Source organism: Streptomyces sp. NBC_00236 (assembly GCF_036195045.1).
GTDB lineage: Bacteria > Actinomycetota > Actinomycetes > Streptomycetales > Streptomycetaceae > Streptomyces.
Genome location: NZ_CP108100.1, coordinates 2,871,750 through 2,896,729 on the forward strand (window position 1 = coordinate 2,871,750; position 24,980 = coordinate 2,896,729).

Genomic DNA, 24,980 nt, shown 5'->3' on the forward strand with positions numbered 1-24,980 from the left:
CCCGGAACGCCCGGAGGGGTGGGGCTGCCACCGGGCAGCCCCACCCCTCCGATCTTTACGCACCCATCAAGCTGAGCCCGCGCATGAAGCCGAGCCCGGCACAATCAAGCCCGTCCGGCGCTTGAGGACACGATTTCAGCCCGTCCGGCGCTTGAGGACATCAATTCAGCCCGTCCGGCGCTTGAGGACAAGAGCGACCCCCCGGACGCAACCCGCCCCGTAGAGGCCAGGGCCCCCTACGCCCCCTTGAACACCTGCCGCTGCCGCCCCAGCCCCGCGATCTCGAGCTCCACGACATCCCCCGCCCGGAGATACGGCTTCGGATCGGGCTGCCCCATCGCGACGCCCGCCGGCGTGCCGGTGTTGATCACGTCGCCCGGGTAGAGCGTCATGAAGTGGCTGAGGTAGCGCACGACCTCGCCGACCGGGAAGATCTGGTCGGCCGTCGTGCCGTCCTGCTTCAGCTCACCGTTGACCCAGAGCTTCAGCGGCAGCGCCTGCGGGTCGGCCACCTCGTCCGCCGTCACCAGCCAGGGGCCCAGCGGGTTGAACGTCTCGCAGTTCTTGCCCTTGTCCCACGTGCCGCCGCGCTCGATCTGGAACGCGCGCTCGGAGACGTCGTGCGCCACCGCGTATCCGGCGACGTGCGCGAGCCCCTCCTCCGCGGAGTCCAGGTACCGGGCGGTGCGCCCGATGACGACGGCGAGCTCGACCTCCCAGTCGGTCTTCTCGCTGCCGCGCGGCACGAGCACGGTGTCCTCGGGCCCGACGACCGTGTCCGGCGCCTTGAAGAAGAGGATCGGCTCGCCCGGTATCTGGGCGCCGGTCTCCGTGGCGTGGTCGTGGTAGTTCAGCCCGATGCACACGATCTTGCCGATGCGCCCGAGCGGCGGCCCCACCCGCAGCCCCTCGGCGTCGAGCGCGGGCAGTTCCCCGGGCGAGGCCGCGGCGGCCCGTACCCGGGCGAGCGCGTCCTCGTCCGCGAGCAGCGCGTCGTCGATGTCGGTGACGATCCCCGACAGGTCACGCAGGGTGCCGTCCTCATCCAGCAGCGCCGGACGTTCCGCACCCGCCGTACCCACACGAAGCAACTTCAACGGTCTGTCTCCCTCGGTCGAGATCGGGCCCGTCGGATGGGTTGCGGCCATCGCAGGCTTGTCCGATCCTCCAAGACATCCGATCACTCCGCAAGACCCTGTTCACACACTGGACCGGCGCACTCGCGTCCTCGATTACGCCGCAGTGGCCATGGCGGCACCGGCGGCCGGCATGTCGCGGTACAGACAGGCCCGCTCGATCGCGGTCCAGGTGGTGCTGGTGACCACGTACAGCGCGGCGGCCAGCGGCACGAAGGCCACGGTGAAGAGCGTGAAGAAGGACATCAGCGGCATCACCTTCGTCATCGCGCCCATGCCCGGGACCGGCTGCCCGTCGGGGCCCGTGGCCGGGGCGACGGGGTTGGCGGCCATCTGGCGCTTGGTCCGCCCGTAGTTGAACGTGGCGACGGCGGCGACGATCACGAACAGCCCCATGTACACGAGGCCCTGCGCCCCGAACATCCCGCCGTCCGCGAGCGCGTCGTGCCAGCGCTCGCCGAGCGGGGCGCCGAAGAGCTGGTGGCCGAGGAGTTCGTTGGCCTCGTCGCCGATCTTCGTACTGGAGAAGAGGTGGTAGAGCAGGAAGAAGGCCGGCATCTGCAGGAGGCTCGGCAGGCAGCCGGAGAGCGGCGAGACCTTCTCCTCCTTGTGCAGCTCCATGAGCGCCTTCTGCATCCGCTCGGGGTTCTTCTTGTGCTTCTTGCGCAGCTCGGCGATCTGCGGCTGGAGCCGCCGCTGCGCCTTCTGCCCACGCGCCGCGGCCCGGGAGAGGGGGTGCACGGCGAGTCGTACGAGTGCGGTGAACAGGACGATCGCGGCGGCGGTGGACGCGTTCTGGAAGAGCGGGTGGAGCGCGTCGGCGAGGGCGCCGACCAGGCTGGCGAATGCGGACATGAAGGCGGACATGGATGAGCCCTCCGGGGGTCTCGTCGTGCCGGGAAGTGGATCGGGAAGGGATCGGCTTCGGCATGACGAACCGCGCGGGGCGCCCCGTACGTGCACGCACGGGGCGCGTACGTACCTGGGGGCGGAAAAGAAGGAGGAGCGAGAACCCTACGCGGCCGTCAGGAGGACGTGGCCGGGGGCTCGGGGGCGGCGGCGCCCCTTGGCGTCGGGGTCCCGTTGCGGGAGGAACGCGGTGCGTTTCTCCCGGTCGCGCATGGCGGTGCGGACCCGGGTGCGGGGCACCGGGGCGGCGCAGCGTGCGCTGATGACCGAGCAGGCGACGAGTGCGGTGCCGGCGGCCGCGGTGGCGGCGAGCGCCACGGCGGCGGAGAGGCTGCCGCCCTCGGCGAGCAGGACCTCGGTGAGCAGGAAAAGCAGGATTCCGGCGGGCCGCAGGACCCGGGCGAGGGCGCCGCCCATGCGGTTCACGGGGCGTGGACTCTCCATGTTCCCGCCCCCTTCTCGCTCCCCTGCGGTGCGGGTCCGCACGGCACTTCAGGCTTTAACCGTTATACACGATCGACTTCCAGGGGCATCAGAAGCCGACGGGGCGTGAGCAGTGCGCGGCTGACCGGATTGCCGGTGTCCGTGTCGAGCCCGTCGCCGGGCCTCATCTCGATGTCCTCGGGCGGTACGGGTACGGAGCAGACCGGGCATGCGCCGTACACGCTCAGTTCCGTACCGCAGTCGGCGTGAACGAAGACACGCATCGGGAGTGTGCCGGGGAGGTGCTCGCGCGCCCATATGCCGAGGGTGGCGAGAACGGGCCAGAGCGCCTTGCCGCTGTCGGTCAGGACGTACTCCTCGCGCGGCGGCGACTCCTGGTAGCGGTGCTTCTCCATGACCCCGGCATCGATGAGGGACTGGAGCCGGGTGGCGAGGACGGCACGCGGGATGCCGAGGTGGACGAGGAAGTCGTTGTACCGGCGTACGCCGTAGAAGGCGTCGCGCACCACCAGGAGCGTCCAGCGCTCGCCGACCACTTCGAGGGCGCGGGCCATGGAGCACTGCTGGTTCGCGTAGTCCTTGCCGAGTGCCATGCGTTCACTTTACTCCTTCCAGGTTCGGTGAACGAACCTACCGTGCTAGCGTCAGCGTTCTCCCAGTGAGTTCATTCACCGAACCCACAGAGTGCCGCGGTCCCCCGCGGCCCGGTCGCGCGACGCCCGTGCGAACCCCGGCGAACCCCGGAGCGATGCCATGGCCCAGCCCGTACGCCCCCGCCCCGCACCACCGGCGACCACCCCACCGCCTGCCGCTCGTCCGCGACCCGGCCCGACCCTCGCGATCACCTCCCTCGCCACCGCCGTGGCGCTGATGAACTACACCGCGCCGATGACGACCCTCCCCGGCATCTCGGCTGCCCTGGCCACCCCGCCCTCCGGCCAGGCCTGGCTGCTCAACGGCACCCCGCTCGGTCTCGCCGTCGTCCTGCTGGTCGCGGGCAGCCTCGCCGACGACTACGGTCGGCGCAGGCTGTTCCTGATCGGCACGCTCGCGCTCGGCCTCACCACCGGACTCGGCGCCCTGGCGACGAGCACGCTGACGTTCACGCTGGCCCGGGTCGCCCAGGGGGCGGCGAGCGCCGCGATCCTGGCCACGAGTCTGGGACTGCTCGTCGGGGCGTTCCCGGCCGGTGCCGCCAGGATCAGGGCGACGGGGGTCTGGGGCGCGTTCGTGAGCGTGGGAATCGCGCTCGGCCCGCTGCTGGCGGGATCGCTCGGTTCGATCGACTGGCGGCTGACGTACGTCGTACTGGGCCTCGCCGCCCTCCTCACGGCGGCCTTCGCCCTCCGCGCGCTCGACGAGTCCCGGGCCCCGCGCGGCGGACGCCCGGACCTGGCGGGCGCGGTGGTGCTGGGGGCGGCGATGACGGCGCTGCTGACCGCGCTGACCCTCGGCCGGGACGGCTGGCTGCGCGCCCCCGTCGGGCTGCTGCTGCTCGCCTCCCTCGCGCTGGCCCTGGCCTTCCTCGCGGTGGAGCGCCGGGCGGCGGCCCCGCTGATCGACCCGGCACTGCTGCGCAGCCGCACGTTCCTGGCCTCGTCGGCCGGCGGGCTGTTCACCGGCCTCGCGGTGATCGGCCTGTTCAGCTTCCTGCCGACGCTGCTCCAGCGGGCGCTCGGGCTGTCGACGATCGACGCGGCGTGGCTGTTCCTGCTCTGGTCGGGCACGGCGTTCGTCGTGGCCCTGCAGTCGCGCCGGCTGACGGGCCGGGTGGCGGCCCGCCACCAGATGGCCGCGGGCTTCGTCCTGCACGCGGTGGGCGTGCTCTCCCTGCTGGGCGCGCTGGACGCGGGAGGACATCCGGACACGACGGTGTGGCTCCGGCTGTTCCCGGCCCTGATCGTGTCCGGTGCGGGCAGCGGGCTGCTGAACGCGGCGCTGCCCCGGCTGGCCATCGAATCGGTCCCGCAGGAGCGGGCGGCGATGGGCTCGGGCGCGAACAACACCGCCCGCTACATCGGCTCGTCGGCGGGCGTCTCCGTGACGATCGCCGTCGCGACGACGGGCTCGGGCGCGGACGGCGCGATGCTGCTGTCGGTGGGGCTGGCCCTGGTGGCGACGGTCAGCGTGCTGCTGCTGCGGGAGCGCCGCTGACGTCCGTACCCGGGCGCTCTCAAGGCGCCGCGACCATCCGCTCCTCCTCGACCTCGATCTCGTCCCGCGCGAGCACCTCGTCGTCCGGCCGTTCGTCGTGCTCGCGCGGACCGGCGTACGTCACCGCGAGCGCGACGGCCAGGTTGGCGCCGAGCGCGATGATGCCGGCGTTCACCCCCCACACCGGGTCATTCTCCGTGAACACGAACCCGCAGACCACACCCACCCCGACGACCAGCCCGCTCATCGCCCCGAGCAGCGTCAGCCGCCGCCACAACAGTCCCAGCAGCACCATGGGGAGCAGCTGCGCCATGCCCTCGTACGAGATCAGCGACAGCCGTACGAGGGTGTTCGGCGCGGTGTACGTCAGGAGCAGCGCCAGGCCCCCCGCGACCACGACGACCACCTGGGCCGCGCCCTTCTGCCGCCGTTCCCAGCGCGGTACGAGCGAGAGCACGCTGCGCCCCCACATCGTGCCGATGACCAGCATGAAGACGGCCATGGGCACGATCGAGGAGAGGGCGGCGGCAACGCCGATGATCCCGACCGACCAGGCGGGCAGCGAGTCCACGACCAGTTTGAAGAGCGCCAGGTTCGACTCGGCGCCGACGAGCCCCGGCACGACGAAGAGGGCTGCCATGCCGAGCAGCATGGGCACGAACAACAGCACGTTGTAGGCGGGCAGCCACATCGCGTTGCGCCGGAGCACGTCAGCGTTCTTGGCACCGAGGTAGCCGGCGACGGTCGTCGGGAAGATCACGACGGTGAGGGAGTTGAGGAAGGAGGTGGTGATGAACCAGGCCTGTCCGAGGCCGCTGTCCCCGTGCCCGGGGAAGGTCAGCCACTCGCTCTTCTCGGTGACGAGCCGGTCCAGGAAGGGCCCGTAGCCGTCGAAGTAGTGCAGGGGCACGTACACCGCGAGGAAGCCGAGCGTGACGATGACCAGCACGTCCTTCAGCACGGACACCCACGCGCTGCCGCGCAGCCCGCTCACCACGACGAAGCCGGTGGTGACGGCGAAGGCGATGAAGTAGGCCCAGTTCAGGCTGATGGCGCCGTAGGAGATCGTCGAGACGACGACGCCCATGCCGGTGATCTGGAGCTGGATGTACGGGAGCAGGAAGACGGTGGCGAGTACGGCGACGAGCGCCCCGAGCCACGGCCGGCCGAAGCGGTGCGCCACCATGTCGGTGATCCCGACGAGCCCGTGCTTGCGCGCGTACGCCCAGAGCAGCGGCCCGACGACGTAGCCGACGGCGTAACCGCAGGACATGTACGCGACCACGTACAGGACGGGCGCCCCGTAGTTGTAGCCCCAGCCGGCGGCACCGAGGTAGCTGAAGCTGGTGTAGCCCTCACCCGCCATGAGCACCCAGATGAAGACGGTCCCGAGGCTGCGCCCGCCCACCGACCACTCGGCGAGCCCGCCGCCCTCCGGCCCGCGTCTGCCGCGCACGGCGAACAGTCCGAGGGCGACGGTGGCGACCATGAAGACCCCGAAGACGGAGGTCGCGACGGCGGCGTTCACCGGCGGTCACCCCGCCGGGCCAGCCATACGGCGACGGGGGTGAGCAGGGTCGCCCCGAGCAGCCAGAAGAAGAGGAACGGCAGCCCGAGAACGACGGGATCGACCCGGTTCACGAACGGCAGCGCCCCCAGGTAGAGCACGTAGGGGACCAGCAACCACAACAACTGCGGACGTCGTCTGAGCACGTCAGAGAACCTTACGACCTCACCGGCGGTGGTCAGCGCTCCCGCACGCCGGTCAGCTTCCCCCACACCACCAGCCGGTACCGGGAGGTGAATTCGGGCGTGCACGTCGTCAGCGTCAGATAGGACCCGGCGCTCCGGTAGCCCACGTACGGCTTCATGTTGCTGCGCGGCACGGCGGCGATGACCCCGCTGTCGCCCGGCTGGGTCCGGGCGAGGGTCTTGTCGACGGTGTACGTGTACACGGCGTCCCGGGTCTCGACGGTGATCCGGTCGCCGGACCGCAGCCGGTTGATGTGGCGGAAGGGCTCGCCGTGCGTGTTGCGGTGCCCGGCGAGCGCGAAGTTCCCCCGGCCGCCGGGCTGCGCGGTGCGCGGGTAGTGACCGGCGTACCCCTTGTCCAGGACACCCTGCTTGCTGATGCCCTGGGCGACGGGCGCGGTCAGCCCGATGCGCGGGATGCGGAGGACGGCGTACGCCTGGGACCGCCGGGGCGCGGACGGGGCGCGCCGGGCGTCCTCACCGCTCTCCGCCACCGCAGGACTGTCGTCGGCCGCCGCCTCCTGCCCCTCCTCCACCGGCGGCTCCACCGTCTCCTCCGGCTCCTCCGGCTCCCCCCAGTCCCGCTGAAGGGCATGCACGGTGTCGGCGGCCTCGGCGCGGGCCTGCCGGTTGGTCCACCACAGCTGATGGGCGACGAGCAGCAGCAGGACGACGCCGAGCGTCACCACCAGCTCCGCGCCCGTCCACAGCCCGCGCGCGGCCAGCCGCCTCCCGCGCGCATCGCGCTGCACCACCACCGGTATCCGCTCACCTGTCCGCTGCCGCACGGCCCGCACGATAGGCCCAAGGCCCGCAACTCTCCAGAGCCGTAACAAGGCTCACCCACCGACGCCGCTCTCCCGACCGGGAACATCCCTCCGTGCCACGCCCGTACGGCAGTACCGTGTGGTCCATGCGCCCCGACACGCCTGCCGAACACACCACCGAAGCCGAGCGCCTGCTGCGCACCGCGGCGCAGTACCCGGAGGACCACGAACCGCTGCTCCTCCAGGCAGCGGCCCATCTGGAACTCGCCGGCGACCGCGCCCGTGCCACCACGCTCTACGACTCCCTGCTCAGCGACCCCGACACCGAACACCCCCACCTGGTGAAGGCGCTCAACGCCGCCAACCTGTGGGAGTACGGCCACGAGGCCGAGGCCCGCGCGATCATCGACGGAATCCGCGCGGCCGCCCCGCAGGAGGCGGCACCCTGGGAGATCGCGGCCGAGACCCTGGAGGCCCACGACGAGCTCGAAGCGGCCCACGACTATTTCTCCACGGCCCTCGCCCTGCTCATCGCCCCGGGCGAGGAGGTCCCGTACGCCACCCAGTCGCTGCTGACCGGCCGCCACCGGGTACGCCGCCTGATGGGCGTCACGCACGACGCCTGGGACGAGCTGGCCGACGCCCTCCACACGGCGGCCGTCCCGCTGGACGAGCTCCACGACCCGAAGCGGCTGTGGGCGCTGGGCTCCTCGGACCCGGGCGAGCTCCGGGCCGAGATCACCCGCCTCCGCGCCGAACTGGGCACCTACCGCACGGCCCTGTCCCGCCCGTTCCCGGTGGCGGTGCTCCACTGGCCGGAGCCCGAACTGCGCGAACTCCTCACCGCGTACCCCGGCCTCGGCAGCGAGTACGCCTCGCACCCCGACCACCTGGCCGTCCTGGAGGCGGCCCTGCGCGACCTCCATGCGGCGGGGACCCCGAACCTCGGCATCGTGACGGGCACGGTCCCGTCGTACGAGGCGTTCGCCGCCTCCGAGGCCGCCTCCCCGTCCGACCCGGACCTGCTCCCCCAGTACGCGACGACCCTGGCGGCCCGCGGCCGCGCGGTCCCGTGGCCGCCGGCGAGGAGCGCGGCGTGCTGGTGCGGGTCGGGGCGGTCTTACCGGGACTGCCACGGGGGCACGTAGGGCGCCTACCGGCGCCGAGTGGACGGGTACGGGCTACGGATTACACGGGTTACCGGGGCCGCGTACCCGTACCTCCCGTGGAAGAGCACGGCGATGTCCGATTCCACGCCCCTGAATCCAGGCCGGCCAGGAAACCGTGCCTAGTGCTGAGGAGGGCGGGCGGCGCGCCGGGGCAGGCGGCGGTCGAGGATGCCGCGCAGCCGGTCGGTGTCGTCCCTGCCCAGGGAGCGCTTCGGCAGATAGTGGACCACGAGCAGGTGGGGCGCGGGCGACAGCAGGACGAATCCGGCGGCGGTCTCCACGTACCCGCCGAGGCTCTGCCAGCCCCGGCGGGTCTCCATGTGCGCGCCCGTGAACCACACGGCCTCGTCGGAGTCGCTCACGGTCACGGTCCAGGGGCCCGTCGTGGCGGCCACCTTGGCGTGCTTCGCGACCAGGACGCGCGTCCTGGCGACGAGCCCGAGCAGGCAGCCGACGAAGGCGCATGCCGCCGCCGAGGCGCTGTGCGAGATCAGCCAGACCGAAGCAGCGAAGAGCACCGGCACCAGCAACCCTCGCAGCCGCCCCCTGATCCCCCGCGTCTTCCCTCGTGCACGGAACGCGTCGGACCAGTCCGGCCGCCCCAACTCGTAGCTCAACTCAACGAAGCTGCTCTCCGCCGCACTTCGCACGTCGGTCATGGCCCTCCCCATCCGGTCGCGAGCGGTGATCGTAGCGGGCGACCCGCCATCGCCCCCGCCCGAGGCACACCACCCGAACGACACCCGGGCCGACCATGCCGAGAACCCATGGGCGGACGGCCGGGACCGGGCATCCGAACAGCCGCCACCACCCCACTGATCCGAGCGCCCTCGACGCATCCGCCCGCATACCCTGCCGCCATGCCCGAACTCCAACGCCTGCGCCCCGACCACGCCCCGGCCCTGCTCGCGTTCGAGCGGGAGAACCGCGCCTTCTTCGCGGCCTCGGTGCCGGACCGCGGCGACGACTACTTCACGCACTTCGCCGCCCACCTCGCGGAACGCCTCGCCGAACAGGCCACGGGCGCTTGCCACTTCCACGTCCTCGTGACGCGGGACGGTGAGGTGCTGGGCCGCTTCAACCTGGTGGACGTGGCGGAGGGCGAGGCCGAACTGGGCTTCCGCCTGGCCGAGAAGGCCACGGGCCGCGGCCTGGCGACGACGGCGGTCCGCCGCCTCTTCACGCTCTGCACGACGACGTACGCCCTGACGAAGCTGCGCGCAGGAGCCACCCTCACGAACACCGCGTCACGGTCGGTCCTGACGCGGACGGGGTTCGTCCCGACGGGAGAGGAGTTGGTGTTGAGCGGGGAGCGGGGGCTGGGGTACGTACGGGACTTGGCGGCTGGGCCGCACCCGGTCGCCCTTCAGTGACCGGGATCAGCGGCGGGCCGGAGCACACGGAAGTCACCCAGCTGGATCCTCATGTCGAACTCCCGGTGGCTCAGCCGCCAGCCGGCCCCGGTGCGCACCCACCTGTCGTCGTACTCACCCATGCACTCGAAGAACTTGCCCCGCATGTCGCCTGCCCCCATGTGATGAACCCGGGCGTAGCTGAGGCTCCGTGCGCGGTCCCCGTCGATGGTCACTCGCGTGTTGCCGAGCAGGTGCTGGGTCGCGCCGCAGCCGCCGAGATGCCCCCGCATCACGGCCACGATCTCGTCGATCCCCGTCCGGCGATAGCCCGTCCCGTCGGCAGTGAAGGTGGCCCGGACGGTGTCCCAGTCGCGGGCGTCGATGGCGGCCTGCAACCGGTGCAGCCGTTCGACCACGGCCACGCGATCCCCCGCCGCGCCCTCGGCGGCTGCAGTCCCCCCGTCCTCCAGCTGTCGCAGCCTGCGCTCCAGCAGGGCGAGTCGATCTTCGAGGCCGCTCATGGGGCCCACTCCCTTCGGCCGACTCGGCGGGCGACGCCCACCCGCCGTTCCTCAGCCCTTGTGTAGCGTGCGCGCGGCACACCGCGACCGGACCGGTCCCACCCACCGGTCACCGGGGCCCGACCCCCCGCACATCCCGGGCCGCATACATGACCGACATGCATCTGGCCACACGCCCACCGCCCACCCACCATGGCCTCCTGAAGCACGGCCCGCATCGGGGGAAGGCCACACATGAGCACGGATGACCCGGGCACACCCGACGACAACCCTCAGCCGAAACGACCCTGGGCCCGCAGCAACCCGGCCCCCAACGGCCCGCCGCGCCCGCCGCACCCACCCGGCACCGGCGGCTTCGGCGGCGGCCCGCCTCCTGCCGGAGGCCGGATGCCCGCCCCGGTCAGCAGCCTGCGCGTCCTCATGACGGTCATCGGCGGCCTCCAGGCAATCCTCGGGCTGGCCCTGGTGACCAACAGCGTCTCCATCGCCACATCTCTCTGGGGCGAGGACGACGCCTCGACGTACGCGCGCCGAGCCACGGGCGAGGACCACGCCGGCATGGTCGTCTTCGTGGGAATCCTCATCCTGGCGGTCGCCGCCTGGGGCATCCTGACCGCGCTCAAGTTCCCGACCCGCCACCCCAACGTGCGCAATTCGGCCATCGCCTACGGCTGGATGACCCTGGCCTTCACGGTCTTCCTGTGGGCCTTCATGACCGTCCTGATCCTGGTCCTGATCTGGCTCGCCCTGGCGATCCTGCTCATCGTCCGGCCGAATCAGCCGGAGTGCCGGGCTTGGTTCGGGACGTAGGGGCGCGACCTGATCCGGCCGCATCCGTCACTGACGTCGGAAGCCCACGCACCGCCTGGCGCCACCGGTGCCACGGACAGCACTTCGGAGACGACACTCCGGAACTCTGTCGCCGGCACAATGCACGAGTGCCCAATGTCTCGCCCTCCTCCCCAGCTGTCTCCGCTCGTATGCGGCTCCAGAAGTCGCGTGACACGAAACCGGAGGTCACAGTGCGGAGGCTGCTCCACGCCGAGGGACTGAGGTATCGCGTGAACTACCCCGTCCCTCACATACCTCGACGCACCATCGACATCGCCTTCAGCCGTGCCAAGATCGCCGTCTTCATGGATGGCTGCTTCTGGCACGGCTGCCCCACACACGCCACGCAGCCTCGTGCCAACGCCGAATGGTGGCGAACGAAGCTCGCGAAGAACATGGCGCGCGACCACGAGACAACCGAACTATTGGAGTCAGCAGGCTGGACCGTCCTTCGATTCTGGGAACACGAGCACCCGGAGGACGTAGCACGACAGGTAGCGAAGGCGCGCAGAGCGGTCTCGACCACCGGAGACGAGAAGCACTCGCGGGTGGACCCGGGGAACCCGAATCGTCACAACACCGGTCGTTGAAGCCTCAATGTCTGACCCCTGCATTACGGTCAGCATTGATCCCATTAACATCTGTCACCACAAGGCGAGGAAATGATCCACGACTGGCAGTTCGATGTCCCCACCGCCGGGAGCAAACATCTTCCTCCAGACGCGCGGTACATGGAGGCACTGAGCAGTCAGGGCTACGCCTTCGAGGTGGCCGTCGCGGATCTGGTCGACAACTCGATCGATGCCGGCGCCAAGGACGTCGTCATTCACTTCCTCCGAGATGGTGATCAACTTGTCAGCCTCCTCGTCGTCGACGACGGCAGGGGCATGGGCGAGGAGCAATTGGACATCGCGATGACCGTCGGAGGGCGACGCGACTACGCCCCGAACGCACTGGGCATGTTCGGCACCGGTCTCAAGTCCGCATCGTTGAGCCATGCCTCCGCTGTCACCGTCGTCAGCACGACGAAGCGCACCCGTACGGCAGGGCGACGGTGGGTGATGGAACGCGCTGTCTCGGGCTTCGAGTGCGACATCGTCGATCCGAACTACGCGCAGACGCTGATTGATCGCTACGACAACGGACGCCCGATTCTTTGGGAAGGCACGATCGTGCGGTGGGACGGGGTCAAGGACTTCCCCAAACACGGCGGCGCCGGGCAGACGGACCGGTATCTCCACCGCACGATCAACAAGCTGGGGCTCCACCTGGGCCTCCACCTTCATCGCTTCCTGAAACGTGATGACTTCAACATCACCATCGCCGTCGAGGACGTGCGGACGGGCACCGTCTACATGAACTTCGGCGTCGAACCCCTCGACCCGTTCGGCTACCCGGTTTCCGGCAGCCCGGCCTACCCGCGCCGCTTCACGGCATCGCTGCCCTCCGACGCCGACGTCACGCTCGAGGCGCACGTCTGGCCTCCCAAGTCCAACGTGGACGAGTACAAGGCCGTGGGATCGGTGATGGATCGGCAAGGCTTCTACTTCTACCGCCACAACCGCCTCGTCCAGGCCGGCGGCTGGAACAACCTTCGTCAGCCCGAGCAGCATCTTTCGTTGGCCCGGGTGGCCGTGGACCTCCCGGACCACCTCGGCGACGTCTTCCGCCTCACTGTGAAGAAGGCCGGAGTCGACGCCTCGCCCGAGTTCACCTCCGCCGTGGAATCGGCAGTCGATCCGACCGGACACACCTTTCTCGACTACCTGAACGACGCCGACACGGTCTATCGCGAGGCCCGCAAACGCTCCGGCACAAGCCGCAGGCCGGCGATCCCACCGGGCAAGGGCTTCCATCCGGCCGTGCGCGAGACCATCGAGGAAGAGCTGCCCGCGATCCCACTCGAGGATCCGATCTCGGTACGTTGGCAGAAGCTCGACAACGAAGTCTTCTTCGAGCTCGACAGGAAGGACCGCAGCATGGTCCTCAACCAGCACTACCGTGCGGCCATTCTCGGGGGTCGTCGTGGCGGCCTCAATGACGCACCGGTACTCAAGTCGCTCATGTACATACTTCTGCACCAGGCCTTCGAGAAGGAGTACAGCGGTAGTCGGGAGAAGGACAATCTGCAGCTGTGGCAGTCGGTCCTGGTCTCAGCCGCCAGGGCCGAACTGGACAGGATGGTCGACGATGACTGACGGGCCGTTTGTTCCCTGGACCTCTGTCGAACACTTCCTGGGCGCAAACCAGGCGACGACGTACCGGTTGTCCGCCCCGACCGCCCACCCTGAGGTTTCCTACGTGGTCGGCGACGGCCACGAGATCGCCTTGCACGTGGAACTGAAGAGCCGACACAGACCGCCGAAGTCCCCACTGCCGATGATTCTCATCGACCAGATCGCGGAGCGGGGCATGCGGATGGCGAGAATCCGAACCACCCAGGCCGCCCTCGTCCGCGACTTCCACGATCTCCTCAATGCCGTGGCGGACCGAGTCGTCACACACGGTCGCACCCTGGACCAGGCGTTCGGCGAAACCGTACGCGCGTGGAGCGCGCTGCTGGATCAGCCTCGGAAGTCGAGGGTGGAGAAACGTATCGGCCTGCTTGGTGAATTGTCCGCGCTGTCTGCCGTCGCTCGCGCGCACGACTGGTCAACAGCGCTGGCATCATGGAAGGGGCCGGACGGCGAGGAGCACGACTTCGGCCTGCCCGATTTCGACTTCGAGGTGAAGACGACAGCTTCCGAGCAACGTCAGCACACGATTCACGGCCTCGGTCAGTTGACCCCCACCGGGGACAGGCCTCTCTGGCTGGTGTCATTGCAGATCACAAGGGCCGGCGCCGGGGGGCACACCCTCACACACTGTGTACGTGCAATACGTGACCAAGTCATCGAGCATGCGCCGGCGTCCGTGGACCTCCTCGACCGGAAGCTCCGCGATTCCGGTTGGAGGCCGGACGAACCGGACGACGAACGTTGGCGGTGGCGTCAGTCACCACTCGTTCTGGTCGTGGACAGTGAACTGCCACGCTTGGACACCGATTCTGTGCGTGCCGAATTTCGTCACCATCTTCGAGATATCACCTACAACCTCGACGTGACCGGTCTTGCGGCCACCCCCGAACCCCCGTCCGAACTGACAGATTTTCGGCTCTCGTAAGCTCGAGGAACCATCGATGAACTCCAACGAAGCCCTCCGGCTCACACTGCACGGCTCAGCTCTGGCAGGAATGGACAGACGCCCGAAAGATGTCCTTCGTGCCCTGGCCTACCAAGCCGAGGACGAAGGACCGGAAGCCGCCTCCCTTGCCACTGAGCAGGACTTCCAGTCCACCCTCAACGCCGCGCACTCCAGCGACCAGTTGGTGGAGCTGTGGCGCAAACAGCTCACCAAGTGGGACTACGCCGACACCCCACCTTGGTCCTCGACCGACCGACGCACCGACGACCGACGGAGCGAGGTACTTTCGCTGCTGCAGTTGTCGGAGGAGACGCAGAGAGTTCTCAACTCATTGATTCCCGTACCCAAGGAATCAGGCGCCGTCGTGATCAGTGAGGTGTTCACTCCGTGGTACACCCCCCAGTCCCAGCAGGGTCGTAGTTGGTATTGGCCGGCGTATCGCCGCCTGCTCGCGGAGAAGGGTTGGCCCGAGACGGCAATCGCCGGCCTCGACGAGGCCTCCGACCGTGTTGTCGAGCGTCTCGCCGATCCGACGTCCGAGACGACCTACCAGTCCAAGGGTCTGGTTGTGGGTCATGTGCAGTCGGGGAAAACGGCCAACTTCACCGGTGTCATCGCCAAGGCGGTGGACTCCGGCTATCGTCTGGTGATCGTCCTGGGCGGCACCCTGAATCTACTGCGCGCACAGACACAGCGCCGCCTCGACATGGAGCTCGTCGGCCGCGAGAACATCCTCAGAGGAGCTGCCGAGTACGAGTCTGACTACTCGGACGATCCAGCCTGGATCCAGGGCAAGTTCCTTTCGCATGAAGGTATGCCGTCCGCACTGGGCGGTTTCGACATCGTCCGCATGACGACGAGGAACAACGACTACAAGAGCCTGCTCCAGGGAATCGTCGCACTCGAATTCGAGAAGCAGGAACCCTCGCTGCCTCTCCACAATCCCCGCAACCTGCATCGCTCGTCGGCCCGTTTGATGGTCGTGAAGAAGAACAAGTCCGTACTGGCCAAGCTGGTTAAGGATCTAAACAAGATCAAGACCCCGCTCGGCGAGATTCCCGTTCTGATCATCGACGACGAGTCCGACGAAGCGTCCGTAAACACGGCCAACCAGAACAAGCCGGACGCTGAGCGCACTGCGATCAACGACAAGATCTCGGAACTTCTTCAGTTGCTGCCTCGCGCCCAGTACGTCGGCTACACAGCGACACCATTCGCGAATGTCTTCATCGATCCCAGCGACAGCGAGGACATCTTCCCGAAGGATTTCATCGTTTCGCTGCCGCGCCCGGCCGGGTACATGGGAGTACAGGACTTCCATGACCTGGAATCCCCTGTATCCCCTGCTGACCGAACCATCGCCAACTCCAACGAGAAGGCGCACGTCCGCAACATCCGTCTCACCTCGAACGACGACGAGTCGGCCCTCCAGAAGGCTCTCGACATGTTCGTACTGACTGCGGCGACCAAGCTCTATCGTGAGAGGAACGGTCTGGGCGACCGGTTCTTTCAGCATCACACCATGCTTGTGCATGAATCCGTCCGCACTGCGGATCACCGTGAACTTCACGGGCGAATCAGCAAGTTGTGGTGGAATTCCGGCTACACAGGCCCCGAAGGGCACAAGCGGCTGCGCGCGCTGTTCGACGACGACCTGGCCCCCGTCTCCCTCGTCCGTTCCGAAGGCTTCGCCGTCCCACCCACGTACGAGGACCTCTCCCCCTACGTCGGCGCCGCCGCCATCCGCATCGGAGGTGACGACCAGCCCATCATCGTTGTCAACGGAGACAGCGACCTCACGGCGGGGGGCGATGCGGACTTCGACAAACGCCCAATCTGGAAGATCCTGATCGGCGGTCAGAAACTTGCCCGTGGATTCACCGTCGAGGGCTTGACAGTAACCTACTACCGGCGCCGCACGAACAATGCCTCAACACTGATGCAGATGGGACGATGGTTCGGGTTCCGCAAGGGGTACCAGGACCTGGTGAGACTCTATCTGGGACGCGAAGAGACCACGAGCAAGAGCAACGTAATCGATCTCTACGAAGCTTTCGAGGCGATCTGTCGCGACGAAGAGACATTCCGACGCGAGTTGGAACGCTATGCCGAACCGGTCAACGGAAAACCTCAAGTCACACCCGAAGAGGTGCCACCACTCGTTTCCCAGCATCTCCCTTGGTTGAAGCCGACAAGCCCGAACAAAATGTACAACACCCGTGTTGTGGAGATCCGTTCGGCAGGGAAATGGGAAGAGCCGACCGCCTATCCCACCGAAGGTCCGGCCCTTCGGCGCAATACCGAACTCTGGACACCGGTTCTCGAGTCTCTGGCCGACGAGCCGCGCAGATTCTCCTACAGCTTCGACGGCGCCGGCACGCATCACTCCTTCGACGCTCTCACCAGCTCCATTTCACCCGATGATCTCCTGCAGCTCTTGCAGGCCCTCAGGTGGGACACACCTGCCCGCTTCGCCCCCCACCTCACATACCTGGAGGAGATCACCCGATCCACTCCGGCCAAGGTGGATGACTGGCTCGTGCTGGCCCCCCAGCACTCCTCGGGAAACAAACGGCTCACCATCGGCGCCTCGGATCGATCCCTCTCGTGGTTCAGCCGGAAACGACGCCGTGAGTTCGTCTTCGGTGCTATCAGCGAGCCGAAGCATCGCGCCGCCGCCCTGCGTGTCGCGGGCGCACTCCCGCAGGGCGGAAACGCCACGACCGAACAGCACGTCGCCGCGCGGCGAGGCGTGATCGCCCTGTATCCCGTGGTGGAACCGGACCAACGTCCGAGCGTCGAGGCCTCGGGGCAAATCGACCCAGCGAAGATCGTGATGGCCTTCACCTTCGTGGCCCCGGCCTCGGCTCTGGGCAGCGACGGCAGGATCGTACGATTCACAACGATCAATTCCTCAGACGTGGAATTGTGAGCGTCTGACGACGTGAGCCGTGCGCGGCTCGCAGAAACACGCGCACGACTCGACGGTGACAACGTCAACGACCTCTCTCCTACGATGGGGGCGTACCAATCGGCGGGGGAAGAGGGGCCAGATGCCGGATCCGAGCTACACCGCGATCGAGCTGTGCGCAGGAGTAGGAGGGCAAGCCCTCGGACTCGAGCGAGCCGGGTTCGACATCGTCGCGGCCGTGGACATCGACAAGGACAGCTGCGCAACCCTTTCCCGAAACCGTCCGGGGTGGTACACGGTCCATGGCGATCTCAATCAGATCGAGCCGGTGGAACATGCCGCCATGGATCACGCCGATGTCCTGAGCTGCGGTCTTCCCCGGTCTCCGTACACCATCGCGGGGAAACAACGCGCCACGGAGGACGCACGCGACACCCTCCGGGCCACTCTTGACATGGCTTCCTATGTCCGACCCCGCGTCTTGCTCCTGGAGAACATCCCCACGTTCCTCCATGCCCCCAAATTCGAAGCCGAACGTCAAACCGTGCACGAAGCCGTACAGGATCTCGGCTACGAACTGGCGACCGCGGTGCTCACCGCGACAGACTTCGGCGTACCACAGCGGCGATCCCACGGTTTCATGATCGCCATGTGTTCCGACGACCTCGCGCGCTTCGAATGGCCGGCACCGAGTCCGCTTCCTTGTCCGAGCCTCGGGCAGACACTTCTGGAGACGATGGCCGCCGGAGGCTGGCCCGAGGCCTCCGACTGGGCGGCCCGAGCAACTGAGCCGGCACCACTCATCATGGGTGGGGCAACCGGACGAGGAGGAGCGGACCTCGGTGCCGGACGAACCAAGGCCGTATGGGCCCGCTGGGGAGTTTTCGGAGGCAGCATCGGCAACGCGGTGCCCGGACCCGACTTCCGTCTGAACTTCGACACCGAACCCCGCCACGGGCTGGTAAGGCTCACCGTTGACCAAGTGGCACTCCTCCAGGGGTTCACCCCCGACTGGGAGATCGAGGGCCTGAAGACCTCCCGCTACCGACAGATCAGCCAGACCATCCCCCCGCCGCTGGCCACCGCTCTGGGCCGACAAATCATGACAGCGCTCCGGGGCTCTTCCCGCCGTTCCTGAAGTGTCGGATCAGCCATCTTCCTCGAAGGAGTGCGCTCATACCAGGGCGGCGAGCCCAGTAGACTCACACAACATGGCCACCACCTCGACTGATACTTCCACGGGCTCGTCCGCGATCGGGTCCGCGATCAAAGTGGTCGACCTGTTCTCGGGCGCCGGTGGGTTCTCAGCGGGCTTCCGCGCGTACGAACCGGCCGGCCCCGGCTCTTCGCCCTTCGTGTCGGTGGCGGCCGTCGAGTTCGACGAGGCCGCGGCCGCGACATACGCAGCCAATTTCGGGTCGGCTCACGTTGCCAATATCGACATCACAGATTGGGACGCCCGACCCTACGAGGGTCAGGTCGACGTAGTGATGGGCGGCCCGCCGTGCCAGGGGTTCTCCGGACTGCATCGAAACAATCCCGAAAAGCCCAAGGCCGACGATCCACGCAACCTGCTGTGGATGCAGTACATGCGAGTGGTCACCACCATCAAGCCAAAGATCTTCGTGCTTGAGAACGTCGACCGCTTTCTCTCCTCTCCGGAATTCGCCGCCCTCAGCCAGGCCACCGAGCACGGCGGGCCCCTGTCGCAATACACCTTGCGTCACAAGGTGCTCAACGCGGCGGACTACGGTGTTCCTCAAGCCAGGCGGCGAGCCATTGTCATCGCGACCCGCAAGGACCTCGGTGATCCGCTGGAGCACCCGGAAGCCACCCACACGCGCAAGGCCGCTTCCTCGCAGCCCACCCTCGACGGAGACTCGGGGTCGTTGAACCAACGTGCTCCCTGGATCCCGGTGGGCAGCTCGGTCTTCGATCTCACTCCGGCCTCCGCACCCAATGTGAACCTGCCCGAGCGCACCGCCAAGCCGCTGGGCGTTGTGCTCCCGGGCCCGTATCGCACGAATGAACTTCACATCGGCCGGACCCCGACCGCACTTTCCCTTGCGCGGTACCGCGCGATTGGCGCCGGCGGGAATCGGCACGACCTCCGTGGCAAATGGGCCACAGTGCTCGGTGAGAAGGAGTATCTCTCCACACCGAGCTGGGACAAGCACAACAGTGGTTCCGGCGATGTCATGGGGCGCATGCACCAGGACCGCCCATCAGTCACGATTCGCACTGAGTTCTACAAGCCGGAGAAGGGCCGTTACCTTCACCCCGTCGAAGATCGGCCGATCACGCATTACGAAGCCGCATTGATCCAGGGTTTTCCAGACGACTTCAAATGGTTCGGCAGCAAGGTTCAGATCGCTCGGCAGATCGGCAACGCCGTACCGGTCGGCCTGGGCCGTGCACTGGCCCAGGCCATCCACCAACGGCTAAGGGTTGTCCCGTAATTGATCTCTGAGTGGCTTCGGGCAGGGTGGGATGCTGTGCGGCGGGTGGTCTATCCGGCGAGGGCGAGGTTGTGCATCCGCGCAATTCCGAGCATGGCGTGGTGGACGCCGTCGCCTTTGAGGCGGCAGTCGCGGAGGATCTTCCAGGTCTTCATGCGGGCGAAGACGTGCTCGACGCGGGCGCGGACCTGTTTGTGGGACTTGTTGTGGGTCTGCTTCCAGCCGGGCAGTTCCTCGCCTTTGCGGCGGCGGTGGGGCATCACGAGTCCGGTGCCCGGATAGCCGCCGTCGGCGATGGTCATCGTCTTGCCGACGGCGGCCTTCGCGCCGGACTCCTCCCATGCCTTGCAGTCGTTGCGGTTGCCGGGCAAGGGTTTGCCGACGACCACGACGAGGCGGGTGTCAGCGTCGATGACGACCTGATGGTTGGTGGAGTAGCGGTAGTTCTTCGACTGCTCGGCCACGGTGTGGTCGCGGGTGGGCACCAGGGTGCCGTCCACGATCAGCACCGTGTCCTTCGCGAACCGCCTGCGGGGCTGGAGCGCGAGCATCGGCCCGAGGTCATCGATGATTCGGTCCGCCGCCGACTTCGACACCCCGAACAGCGGAGCGAGCTGCCGCATCGTCAGGTTCGTCCGCCAGTAAGCCGCGACCAGCAGAGCCCGGTCCTGCAGCGGCAGACTCCACGGCCGGCCCCTGCGGACCGCATCCGCGCCCTGACGCCGCAGAACCGTCACGAGCTTCCCGAACTGCTGTGGGCTCAGCCCTGTGAACGGGGCTATCCAAGACGGCTCCGACGCCGTGATCACACCAGCCACAACAAGATCATCTCACCCGTGACCAGAGAGATAGCTCAGATGCGAATGCTCAACCGCCTGCCAAGCAGGTGACGCAGACGGGCAGAGGCGCCACGGAGGTTGCCGAGCTTCCTGACCTCGTCCGCCTGAAGCTCCAGCCGGCCTGCGAGAGCAAGCACAGCGGCGTAGGGCCGTTCGCCCTCTTCGAGCTTCGCGGCAACGGCATCGAGGACAGCTCGAAGAACGAGGGGGTTCGCGCCTGGATGTTCAGCAAGCAGGCGAAGGAGTCTGTTGTCGTTCCAGACACTGTCTCGGGCCGTGCTCAGCTCCTGCAGGGCTACGGGCGGGGTGTGGGGATTGGCGGCCAGGGCCTGCCAGACGAAGGGGTACGGACATTGCGCGAGACGCTGCAGCACAACGATGTCTCTCTCGGCATGCGCCAGTGCGAGGTAGTCGGCGGGCGTGGGCACGAGGATGGCCTCTCAGGAGCGTCGAAGCCGTCATCTTGCCACTGCACCTTGCCCTACCGGCCTCGACCATCATTTGCGGGACGAGTCTTAGGCGTCTGAGCGACGCCTGCTGTCAGTGCCACCATCCTCGGCGGCCGGTCGGGCCCTGCCCCTGACCGGAGCATCCTCGAAGAGACTCTCGAACCGTGCCATCAGAATCTCTGACGATCCCTGCGGGACGCTGCCGTCATTCGGCCCCTGGGGCAATCTGTCGTACCGAACCGTCGGACCGTTCCCAGCCGCCTGCACCCACTCGTGCAGAGCATCGGCGTCCTGCAACTCGTCCGGCGCCAGTGCCTCGTACACAAGGGTGGCTCCTGCCGCATTTGCAACCGAGGCGGCAGCGTTGATGTCCCTGCCGGTACGAACGACCTCGCGGATCAGAAGTCTCAGAAGCGCCTGAGCCGCGGGTCGATGCTTGATCATTTCCTGTCGGAGCACGGTATTCAGGACGTCCTGATTCCCGCAGGCGACCTCAGCAGGACCATAGTTCCTGCCGTCTCGGAACAGCTCCGCTGCCCACCACAAGCGGGAGAAGCACTGCACATCCCACCGCCCGGAGAACCGAGCGGCCTGCCTCACCTGCCGTCGTTCACCCCCAGTGCCCCATCGCCATTGGACAAAGTCCGGCGCCAGGCACAGCCCGAGGAAGTTCCAGAGACTCGTTTCGGACGCCTCTGCCCTCGTGAGACGAAGCGTGTAGTGGAGCCGTGGGGCCAACCAGGCATCGCTGCGCGTGGGCGCCTCCCCCGAGAACCTGCGCATGGCCTCGGTCAGCAGCTCTCGCACGGGGCCGGCCTCCCAGCGCGCACCGGAATCGACGGGGTCCTCGACCTGTTCCTTCAGCAAGGAGAACGAAAGGGGCTCGTACCCCTGAAGGACGCGCGGGGTGATCGCTCGTGCCGATACGGCGTCCGAGAGTCGACCGATCCTCTCCGGCGCATCCCTCTCAATTCGCGTGCTCATGAATCGCCCTGTGCATCCGCCATGCGCGCCAGGGTCCGTGCAGCACTCGCCACGGTCTTCTGCTTCCTGGAGTGAAGCGTCGCCGAGTGCATCAACCGAGCGTGCAGGTCCGACGCGCTTTCGCCGCTGGCCCGACGCCCAACCAATTCTACCAGTGCCTCATCCGGTGAAATATCCGGAAAAAAGTCGGGAAGCATGCGCCGCAGAATTTCTTCATGCCATCCGCCCGGCCACTCCGGCTCACCGTCGTTCACTGCACTGGCATACAACGCAGCGTTGAACATTGCCGTCCACGCCTCAGCAGCAATTTGCGTGGCCATCACCTCACGAACGAGTTTCCGCTCGGCGCTCGACGCATTTTCCAGTACTGCCCGAAACCCTTCGACGGAGGAGTTGAGGTAGAGGATGGGCTCATTTTGCTCTGCATCAAGAATCCAAGGATCGTCACGGAATTCCCTCAGGGCAGGGTGGTCAGGGAAATCTTTCCAAACCATCTTTATGCTTCGCTGCCGGACCGGTTGCTTCGCCTGAAAGTCTGCGCTCCATCGACTCTCGGCCCGGCCGATCAGACGTCCCTCCACACCCTCGACTCGGGCGACAATCAGCGCATCGATTTCACACCGGTCGATATGCTCCCCCCGGCGCAACTCCACTTCACCGCCCCAACGCCCCTCCCCTTCGCGAGCAAGGGGAAAGGAAAGACGGACATTGGTTCGTCGATTTCGAACCATGGCTATGCAGGTCGGAGACTCCCAGATATCCGATGCCAACTCATCAGCATCGGCGGTAACGGACACCTTGACCTTGATTTCATCCCACTCCCGCTTGATCGAGTGAAGTGCGACGGTGCGTTCGGTGTCGGATACCAGTTTGAGGTTGAGCTTGATGTTGTCCACCCAGACCTCGTTGACCATCAGCGCCACGTCTCCGCCCAGGATCGGATACGGAAATGCCGTCCTCACTCTGATACCTCCTTGGCCCTGGGAACTTCTACTTCAATACATGACATATGGGCAGCCACGGGATGGCTGGACACGTCGGTGACACCTCTGAACACACCTCTTGTCACGCCGCCCCGAAAGCGCAGATTCCCATTTCTGGTCAACTCGCAATTCCTTTCAGGGATCAGCGTTCCAGCCCATTCGACAGGGATGTTTCCGCCGGACTGGACCACAAAGCGAGCGATGGGCGCGAGTACCCACGGATCGCCCCGATCCGGAAGCTTGACCGTTACTTTGACGTGCCACGATCCGCTGGCCGAGACGGATCCCTCGACACTGTGCACTGTCGGAAATCCCTGCGCACGTGATTTCTTCGGCGCATCGAGGGTCAACAAATCTCTCAGGATCTGCGGTCCGTCATCGACGTCACTCTCCTCTTCCTGGCCCTTCAGCAGATCTCTGACCGCCTGATCTGCCGCCTTCTTGAAGTCGATAATTGCCTGCCGGGCACCGCGGACGTACGTGGCAGTGAGGTCCTCGGTGCTGGTCCAGTCATTGTGATCGGGAGGCTCCGCAGTGCGCAGGAACCGCTCCGCGGCTTCTGCCTCAGGAGAGGCATTCCCCGTGGCCACACCTGCGAGCAGAATCGCTTGGAAGCGACGATGCCCCAGGGGAAGGTCGGTGACCTTCTTTTCCTTGACCACCATGCGGCTGGCTCTCATGAAGGAAACGCGGTCAGGCTTCGGGTCGTCCTCCAACGTTGGCGTCACCAACAGAACGGCTTCGTGGCTACCCGAATGCTCTCCCCCCTCTCGAGGCTCCTTCGGCGCAGGCAACCTGAGTGACACCGGGGCCTGCAGAACGTCTTCGCGAGATGTCAGCTCAGACGTCGTCCGACCGTCAAGGAATGCCTTCACGGCCCGCGACTTGGCCGGTTCATGGACATGAGGGTCGATGTTGCGCTCATGCCGAACTACTTGACCGTCGCGCCACGCCGCGACGGAGGCACGCAACAGCGGGCCGCTCTGCCCGCCTGCGACCATGGACGCCCAGAAGTTATGCGCGACCCCGGCTGTGAGCTGCTCGTACATCTCCTCCAAGTCCTCAGTGTCACCCGAACCGTCGTAAGCGCCCACTACAAGGAACGATGTCCCGGGCGAATCGTCGGCCCGCTCCAGGTAGAGGCTTTCCGCGGTGGCGCTGTCGGCCCACCACGACCGCGCAGAGTTCAGCCGATCCTTGTCCTTTGCGCCGAACCAGGCCGGCCCCGCAAATTCCTCACCGTTCAGGGCATGCCAGGGGAGTTCGAGCCGTCCGGCCATGCGTCGCTCGTCCCGGCCGTCCTGCTTCTCCGACAAGGTGCTGTTGACGAGGACCAGCCCGAACCTGCTCGCCGCCCACAGTGCCGCCTTACCTAGCCCGTACGACCCTCCCTGCGCCCCTGCCTTGCCACTGTCGAGCGTTCGCCGCACCACGCGCGCGAAGCGCCCGTCCCTGTACTCGGGACCGGTTAGTCCTGCGGCGTTGTAATCGTCGATGCGAAGCAGGACAAGGCGCTCGGTCCGCTCCAACTCGTTGAGCCCGTCAATCAGAACTCGGCCTGCCTTCTGCCGCCGATCCGCGGCCTCACGCAGGTGTCCCTCGATCGAGTCCCAACGCAATGCCGAAAGAAAGTCCCGCAGGTGACGACCCGTCACTTCGTGAAGGACGAACCGTGAGGTGACGGGCAGACTCTGATCAAATCGCTCGTCGAGGCTGTTCTGGGTCGCCTCACGCGCAAGAACTTCCAGGTTCGCAGCGAAGGCATACGCGGCGGCGTTGCCCCCGATCCGACTACCGTCCTCAGGCGCCCGCTGAAAGACCCACTCCAGGTCCGACGGCGTCGATCTCGGCGTTCTGCGGTTCACCGCGTCGTCCACCCCGACCTCCAGAGCGGCGGCGACAGCGGCGATCTTCTCGTACCGCGGCACGGACCGGCCGTTCGCCCACGCGTTCACCGCTGCCGGCGTCACCTTCACCAGCTCGGCCAACTCCTTCTGCGACATGCCTCTTTGCCGCAGAAGCCCCACCAGCCATGCGTCGAATTCCAGCGTCACACCGCACCCCTCTCACCCGCCGTTCCGCAGATGCTACAGGGTAAAAGTTTATCGGCGACACGAAATGAAGAGTTCTTGCA

At 67.0% G+C, this 24,980-nt stretch carries 24 protein-coding genes; 10 read left to right on the top strand and 14 right to left on the bottom strand.

The annotated features are described in order from the left end of the window. Positions 1-236: 236 nt before the first annotated feature. From OG446_RS12835 to OG446_RS12850, 4 genes are all read right to left on the bottom strand, one after another. Positions 237-1,097, bottom strand: a complete 861-nt coding sequence (locus tag OG446_RS12835) for a fumarylacetoacetate hydrolase family protein (protein WP_328894157.1) — start codon at positions 1,095-1,097, stop codon at positions 237-239. Positions 1,098-1,232: 135 nt separating this feature from the next. Then, entirely contained in the window at positions 1,233-2,003 is a 771-nt protein-coding gene (locus tag OG446_RS12840) for a YidC/Oxa1 family membrane protein insertase (RefSeq protein ID WP_328894158.1), read from the bottom strand. 147 nt (positions 2,004-2,150) lie between these two features. After that, the gene (locus OG446_RS12845) at positions 2,151-2,489 is read right to left on the bottom strand and encodes a DUF6412 domain-containing protein (RefSeq protein WP_328894159.1); all 339 of its coding nucleotides are present in this window, start codon (positions 2,487-2,489) and stop codon (positions 2,151-2,153) included. Positions 2,490-2,551: 62 nt separating this feature from the next. Continuing rightward, positions 2,552-3,082, bottom strand: a complete 531-nt coding sequence (locus OG446_RS12850) for a winged helix-turn-helix transcriptional regulator (protein ID WP_328894160.1) — start codon at positions 3,080-3,082, stop codon at positions 2,552-2,554. A gap of 160 nt (positions 3,083-3,242) precedes the next feature. Between OG446_RS12850 and OG446_RS12855 the strand changes: the two genes are divergently transcribed. After that, positions 3,243-4,643: an MFS transporter gene (locus tag OG446_RS12855; protein WP_328894161.1), complete on the top strand. Its 1,401-nt coding sequence runs from the start codon at positions 3,243-3,245 to the stop codon at positions 4,641-4,643. A gap of 19 nt (positions 4,644-4,662) precedes the next feature. On the opposite strand, the gene OG446_RS12860 is transcribed toward OG446_RS12855, so the two are convergent. The 3 genes from OG446_RS12860 to OG446_RS12870 all read right to left on the bottom strand — a co-directional run bounded on the left by OG446_RS12860 (position 4,663) and on the right by OG446_RS12870 (position 7,183). Beyond that, positions 4,663-6,171 carry a sodium:solute symporter family protein gene (locus tag OG446_RS12860; RefSeq protein WP_328894162.1) on the bottom strand — a complete coding sequence of 503 codons (1,509 nt, stop codon included), beginning with the start codon at positions 6,169-6,171 and terminating at the stop codon, positions 4,663-4,665. Beyond that, positions 6,168-6,326: a DUF3311 domain-containing protein gene (locus OG446_RS12865; RefSeq protein ID WP_326666588.1), complete on the bottom strand. Its 159-nt coding sequence runs from the start codon at positions 6,324-6,326 to the stop codon at positions 6,168-6,170. Before OG446_RS12865 ends, OG446_RS12860 begins: the two co-directional genes overlap by 4 nt. Before the next feature lie 62 nt (positions 6,327-6,388). Beyond that, entirely contained in the window at positions 6,389-7,183 is a 795-nt protein-coding gene (locus OG446_RS12870) for a class E sortase (RefSeq protein WP_389262602.1), read from the bottom strand. A gap of 125 nt (positions 7,184-7,308) precedes the next feature. Here OG446_RS12870 and OG446_RS12875 point away from each other — a divergent pair, with 125 nt between their 5' ends. Beyond that, positions 7,309-8,310, top strand: a complete 1,002-nt coding sequence (locus tag OG446_RS12875) for an SEC-C domain-containing protein (protein WP_328894163.1) — start codon at positions 7,309-7,311, stop codon at positions 8,308-8,310. Between the two features lie 140 nt (positions 8,311-8,450). Here OG446_RS12875 and OG446_RS12880 read toward each other — a convergent pair whose 3' ends face one another. After that, on the bottom strand, positions 8,451-8,990 hold the full coding sequence (locus OG446_RS12880; protein ID WP_328894164.1) for a hypothetical protein: 540 nt from the start codon (positions 8,988-8,990) through the stop codon (positions 8,451-8,453). Positions 8,991-9,191: 201 nt separating this feature from the next. Between OG446_RS12880 and OG446_RS12885 the strand changes: the two genes are divergently transcribed. Next, complete coding sequence (locus tag OG446_RS12885) at positions 9,192-9,704, top strand: GNAT family N-acetyltransferase (protein WP_328894165.1); 513 nt, start codon at positions 9,192-9,194, stop codon at positions 9,702-9,704. Here the strand turns inward: OG446_RS12885 and OG446_RS12890 are convergent. After that, complete coding sequence (locus tag OG446_RS12890) at positions 9,698-10,207, bottom strand: nuclear transport factor 2 family protein (RefSeq protein ID WP_328894166.1); 510 nt, start codon at positions 10,205-10,207, stop codon at positions 9,698-9,700. The two genes, OG446_RS12885 and OG446_RS12890, sit on opposite strands and share 7 nt — an antisense overlap. Positions 10,208-10,441: 234 nt before the next feature. Between OG446_RS12890 and OG446_RS12895 the strand changes: the two genes are divergently transcribed. The 7 genes from OG446_RS12895 (at position 10,442) to OG446_RS12925 (ending at position 19,591) form a co-directional block, all read left to right on the top strand. Beyond that, complete coding sequence (locus OG446_RS12895; RefSeq protein WP_328894167.1) at positions 10,442-11,017, top strand: hypothetical protein; 576 nt, start codon at positions 10,442-10,444, stop codon at positions 11,015-11,017. Positions 11,018-11,187: 170 nt separating this feature from the next. Beyond that, complete coding sequence (locus OG446_RS12900) at positions 11,188-11,628, top strand: very short patch repair endonuclease (RefSeq protein WP_328898287.1); 441 nt, start codon at positions 11,188-11,190, stop codon at positions 11,626-11,628. A 72-nt stretch (positions 11,629-11,700) separates the two neighbouring features. Continuing rightward, positions 11,701-13,236 carry an ATP-binding protein gene (locus OG446_RS12905; protein WP_328894168.1) on the top strand — a complete coding sequence of 512 codons (1,536 nt, stop codon included), beginning with the start codon at positions 11,701-11,703 and terminating at the stop codon, positions 13,234-13,236. Continuing rightward, positions 13,229-14,200 (top strand): PD-(D/E)XK motif protein, encoded by a 972-nt coding sequence (locus OG446_RS12910; protein WP_328894169.1) that lies wholly within the window; start codon positions 13,229-13,231, stop codon positions 14,198-14,200. Before OG446_RS12905 ends, OG446_RS12910 begins: the two co-directional genes overlap by 8 nt. A 16-nt stretch (positions 14,201-14,216) precedes the next feature. After that, positions 14,217-17,153, top strand: coding sequence for a Z1 domain-containing protein (locus tag OG446_RS12915; RefSeq protein ID WP_328894170.1), 2,937 nt, complete (start codon positions 14,217-14,219; stop codon positions 17,151-17,153). Between the two features lie 121 nt (positions 17,154-17,274). Then, positions 17,275-18,270, top strand: coding sequence for a DNA cytosine methyltransferase (locus OG446_RS12920; RefSeq protein WP_328894171.1), 996 nt, complete (start codon positions 17,275-17,277; stop codon positions 18,268-18,270). Positions 18,271-18,343: 73 nt separating this feature from the next. Further along, a complete protein-coding gene (locus tag OG446_RS12925; protein ID WP_328894172.1) occupies positions 18,344-19,591 on the top strand; it encodes a DNA cytosine methyltransferase in 1,248 nt (415 codons plus the stop codon). Positions 19,592-19,641: 50 nt separating this feature from the next. Here OG446_RS12925 and OG446_RS12930 read toward each other — a convergent pair whose 3' ends face one another. From OG446_RS12930 to OG446_RS12950, 5 genes are all read right to left on the bottom strand, one after another. Then, complete coding sequence (locus tag OG446_RS12930; protein ID WP_328894173.1) at positions 19,642-20,409, bottom strand: transposase; 768 nt, start codon at positions 20,407-20,409, stop codon at positions 19,642-19,644. Positions 20,410-20,444: 35 nt separating this feature from the next. After that, positions 20,445-20,858 (bottom strand): hypothetical protein, encoded by a 414-nt coding sequence (locus tag OG446_RS12935; RefSeq protein WP_328894174.1) that lies wholly within the window; start codon positions 20,856-20,858, stop codon positions 20,445-20,447. Positions 20,859-20,945: 87 nt separating this feature from the next. Next, complete coding sequence (locus tag OG446_RS12940) at positions 20,946-21,863, bottom strand: DUF6339 family protein (RefSeq protein ID WP_328894175.1); 918 nt, start codon at positions 21,861-21,863, stop codon at positions 20,946-20,948. Then, the gene (locus OG446_RS12945) at positions 21,860-22,825 is read right to left on the bottom strand and encodes a hypothetical protein (RefSeq protein ID WP_328894176.1); all 966 of its coding nucleotides are present in this window, start codon (positions 22,823-22,825) and stop codon (positions 21,860-21,862) included. The genes OG446_RS12940 and OG446_RS12945 overlap by 4 nt, the downstream gene beginning before the upstream one ends. Further along, positions 22,822-24,900, bottom strand: coding sequence for a helix-turn-helix transcriptional regulator (locus OG446_RS12950; protein ID WP_328894177.1), 2,079 nt, complete (start codon positions 24,898-24,900; stop codon positions 22,822-22,824). The genes OG446_RS12945 and OG446_RS12950 overlap by 4 nt, the downstream gene beginning before the upstream one ends. Between the last annotated feature and the right edge of the window lie 80 nt (positions 24,901-24,980).

What these genes read in the sequence shown, in the direction of transcription:
- OG446_RS12840 (WP_328894158.1), bottom strand. Translation starts at nt 2,003, where the DNA reads ATGTCCGCCTTCATGTCCGCATTCGCCAGCCTGGTCGGCGCCCTCGCC.
- OG446_RS12915 (WP_328894170.1), top strand. Translation starts at nt 14,217, where the DNA reads ATGAACTCCAACGAAGCCCTCCGGCTCACACTGCACGGCTCAGCTCTG.
- OG446_RS12895 (WP_328894167.1), top strand. Translation starts at nt 10,442, where the DNA reads ATGAGCACGGATGACCCGGGCACACCCGACGACAACCCTCAGCCGAAA.
- OG446_RS12875 (WP_328894163.1), top strand. Translation starts at nt 7,309, where the DNA reads ATGCGCCCCGACACGCCTGCCGAACACACCACCGAAGCCGAGCGCCTG.
- OG446_RS12900 (WP_328898287.1), top strand. Translation starts at nt 11,188, where the DNA reads ATGCGGCTCCAGAAGTCGCGTGACACGAAACCGGAGGTCACAGTGCGG.
- OG446_RS12855 (WP_328894161.1), top strand. Translation starts at nt 3,243, where the DNA reads ATGGCCCAGCCCGTACGCCCCCGCCCCGCACCACCGGCGACCACCCCA.
- OG446_RS12940 (WP_328894175.1), bottom strand. Translation starts at nt 21,863, where the DNA reads ATGAGCACGCGAATTGAGAGGGATGCGCCGGAGAGGATCGGTCGACTC.
- OG446_RS12880 (WP_328894164.1), bottom strand. Translation starts at nt 8,990, where the DNA reads ATGACCGACGTGCGAAGTGCGGCGGAGAGCAGCTTCGTTGAGTTGAGC.
- OG446_RS12890 (WP_328894166.1), bottom strand. Translation starts at nt 10,207, where the DNA reads ATGAGCGGCCTCGAAGATCGACTCGCCCTGCTGGAGCGCAGGCTGCGA.
- OG446_RS12885 (WP_328894165.1), top strand. Translation starts at nt 9,192, where the DNA reads ATGCCCGAACTCCAACGCCTGCGCCCCGACCACGCCCCGGCCCTGCTC.
- OG446_RS12920 (WP_328894171.1), top strand. Translation starts at nt 17,275, where the DNA reads ATGCCGGATCCGAGCTACACCGCGATCGAGCTGTGCGCAGGAGTAGGA.
- OG446_RS12910 (WP_328894169.1), top strand. Translation starts at nt 13,229, where the DNA reads ATGACTGACGGGCCGTTTGTTCCCTGGACCTCTGTCGAACACTTCCTG.
- OG446_RS12905 (WP_328894168.1), top strand. Translation starts at nt 11,701, where the DNA reads ATGATCCACGACTGGCAGTTCGATGTCCCCACCGCCGGGAGCAAACAT.
- OG446_RS12925 (WP_328894172.1), top strand. Translation starts at nt 18,344, where the DNA reads ATGGCCACCACCTCGACTGATACTTCCACGGGCTCGTCCGCGATCGGG.
- OG446_RS12850 (WP_328894160.1), bottom strand. Translation starts at nt 3,082, where the DNA reads ATGGCACTCGGCAAGGACTACGCGAACCAGCAGTGCTCCATGGCCCGC.
- OG446_RS12845 (WP_328894159.1), bottom strand. Translation starts at nt 2,489, where the DNA reads ATGGAGAGTCCACGCCCCGTGAACCGCATGGGCGGCGCCCTCGCCCGG.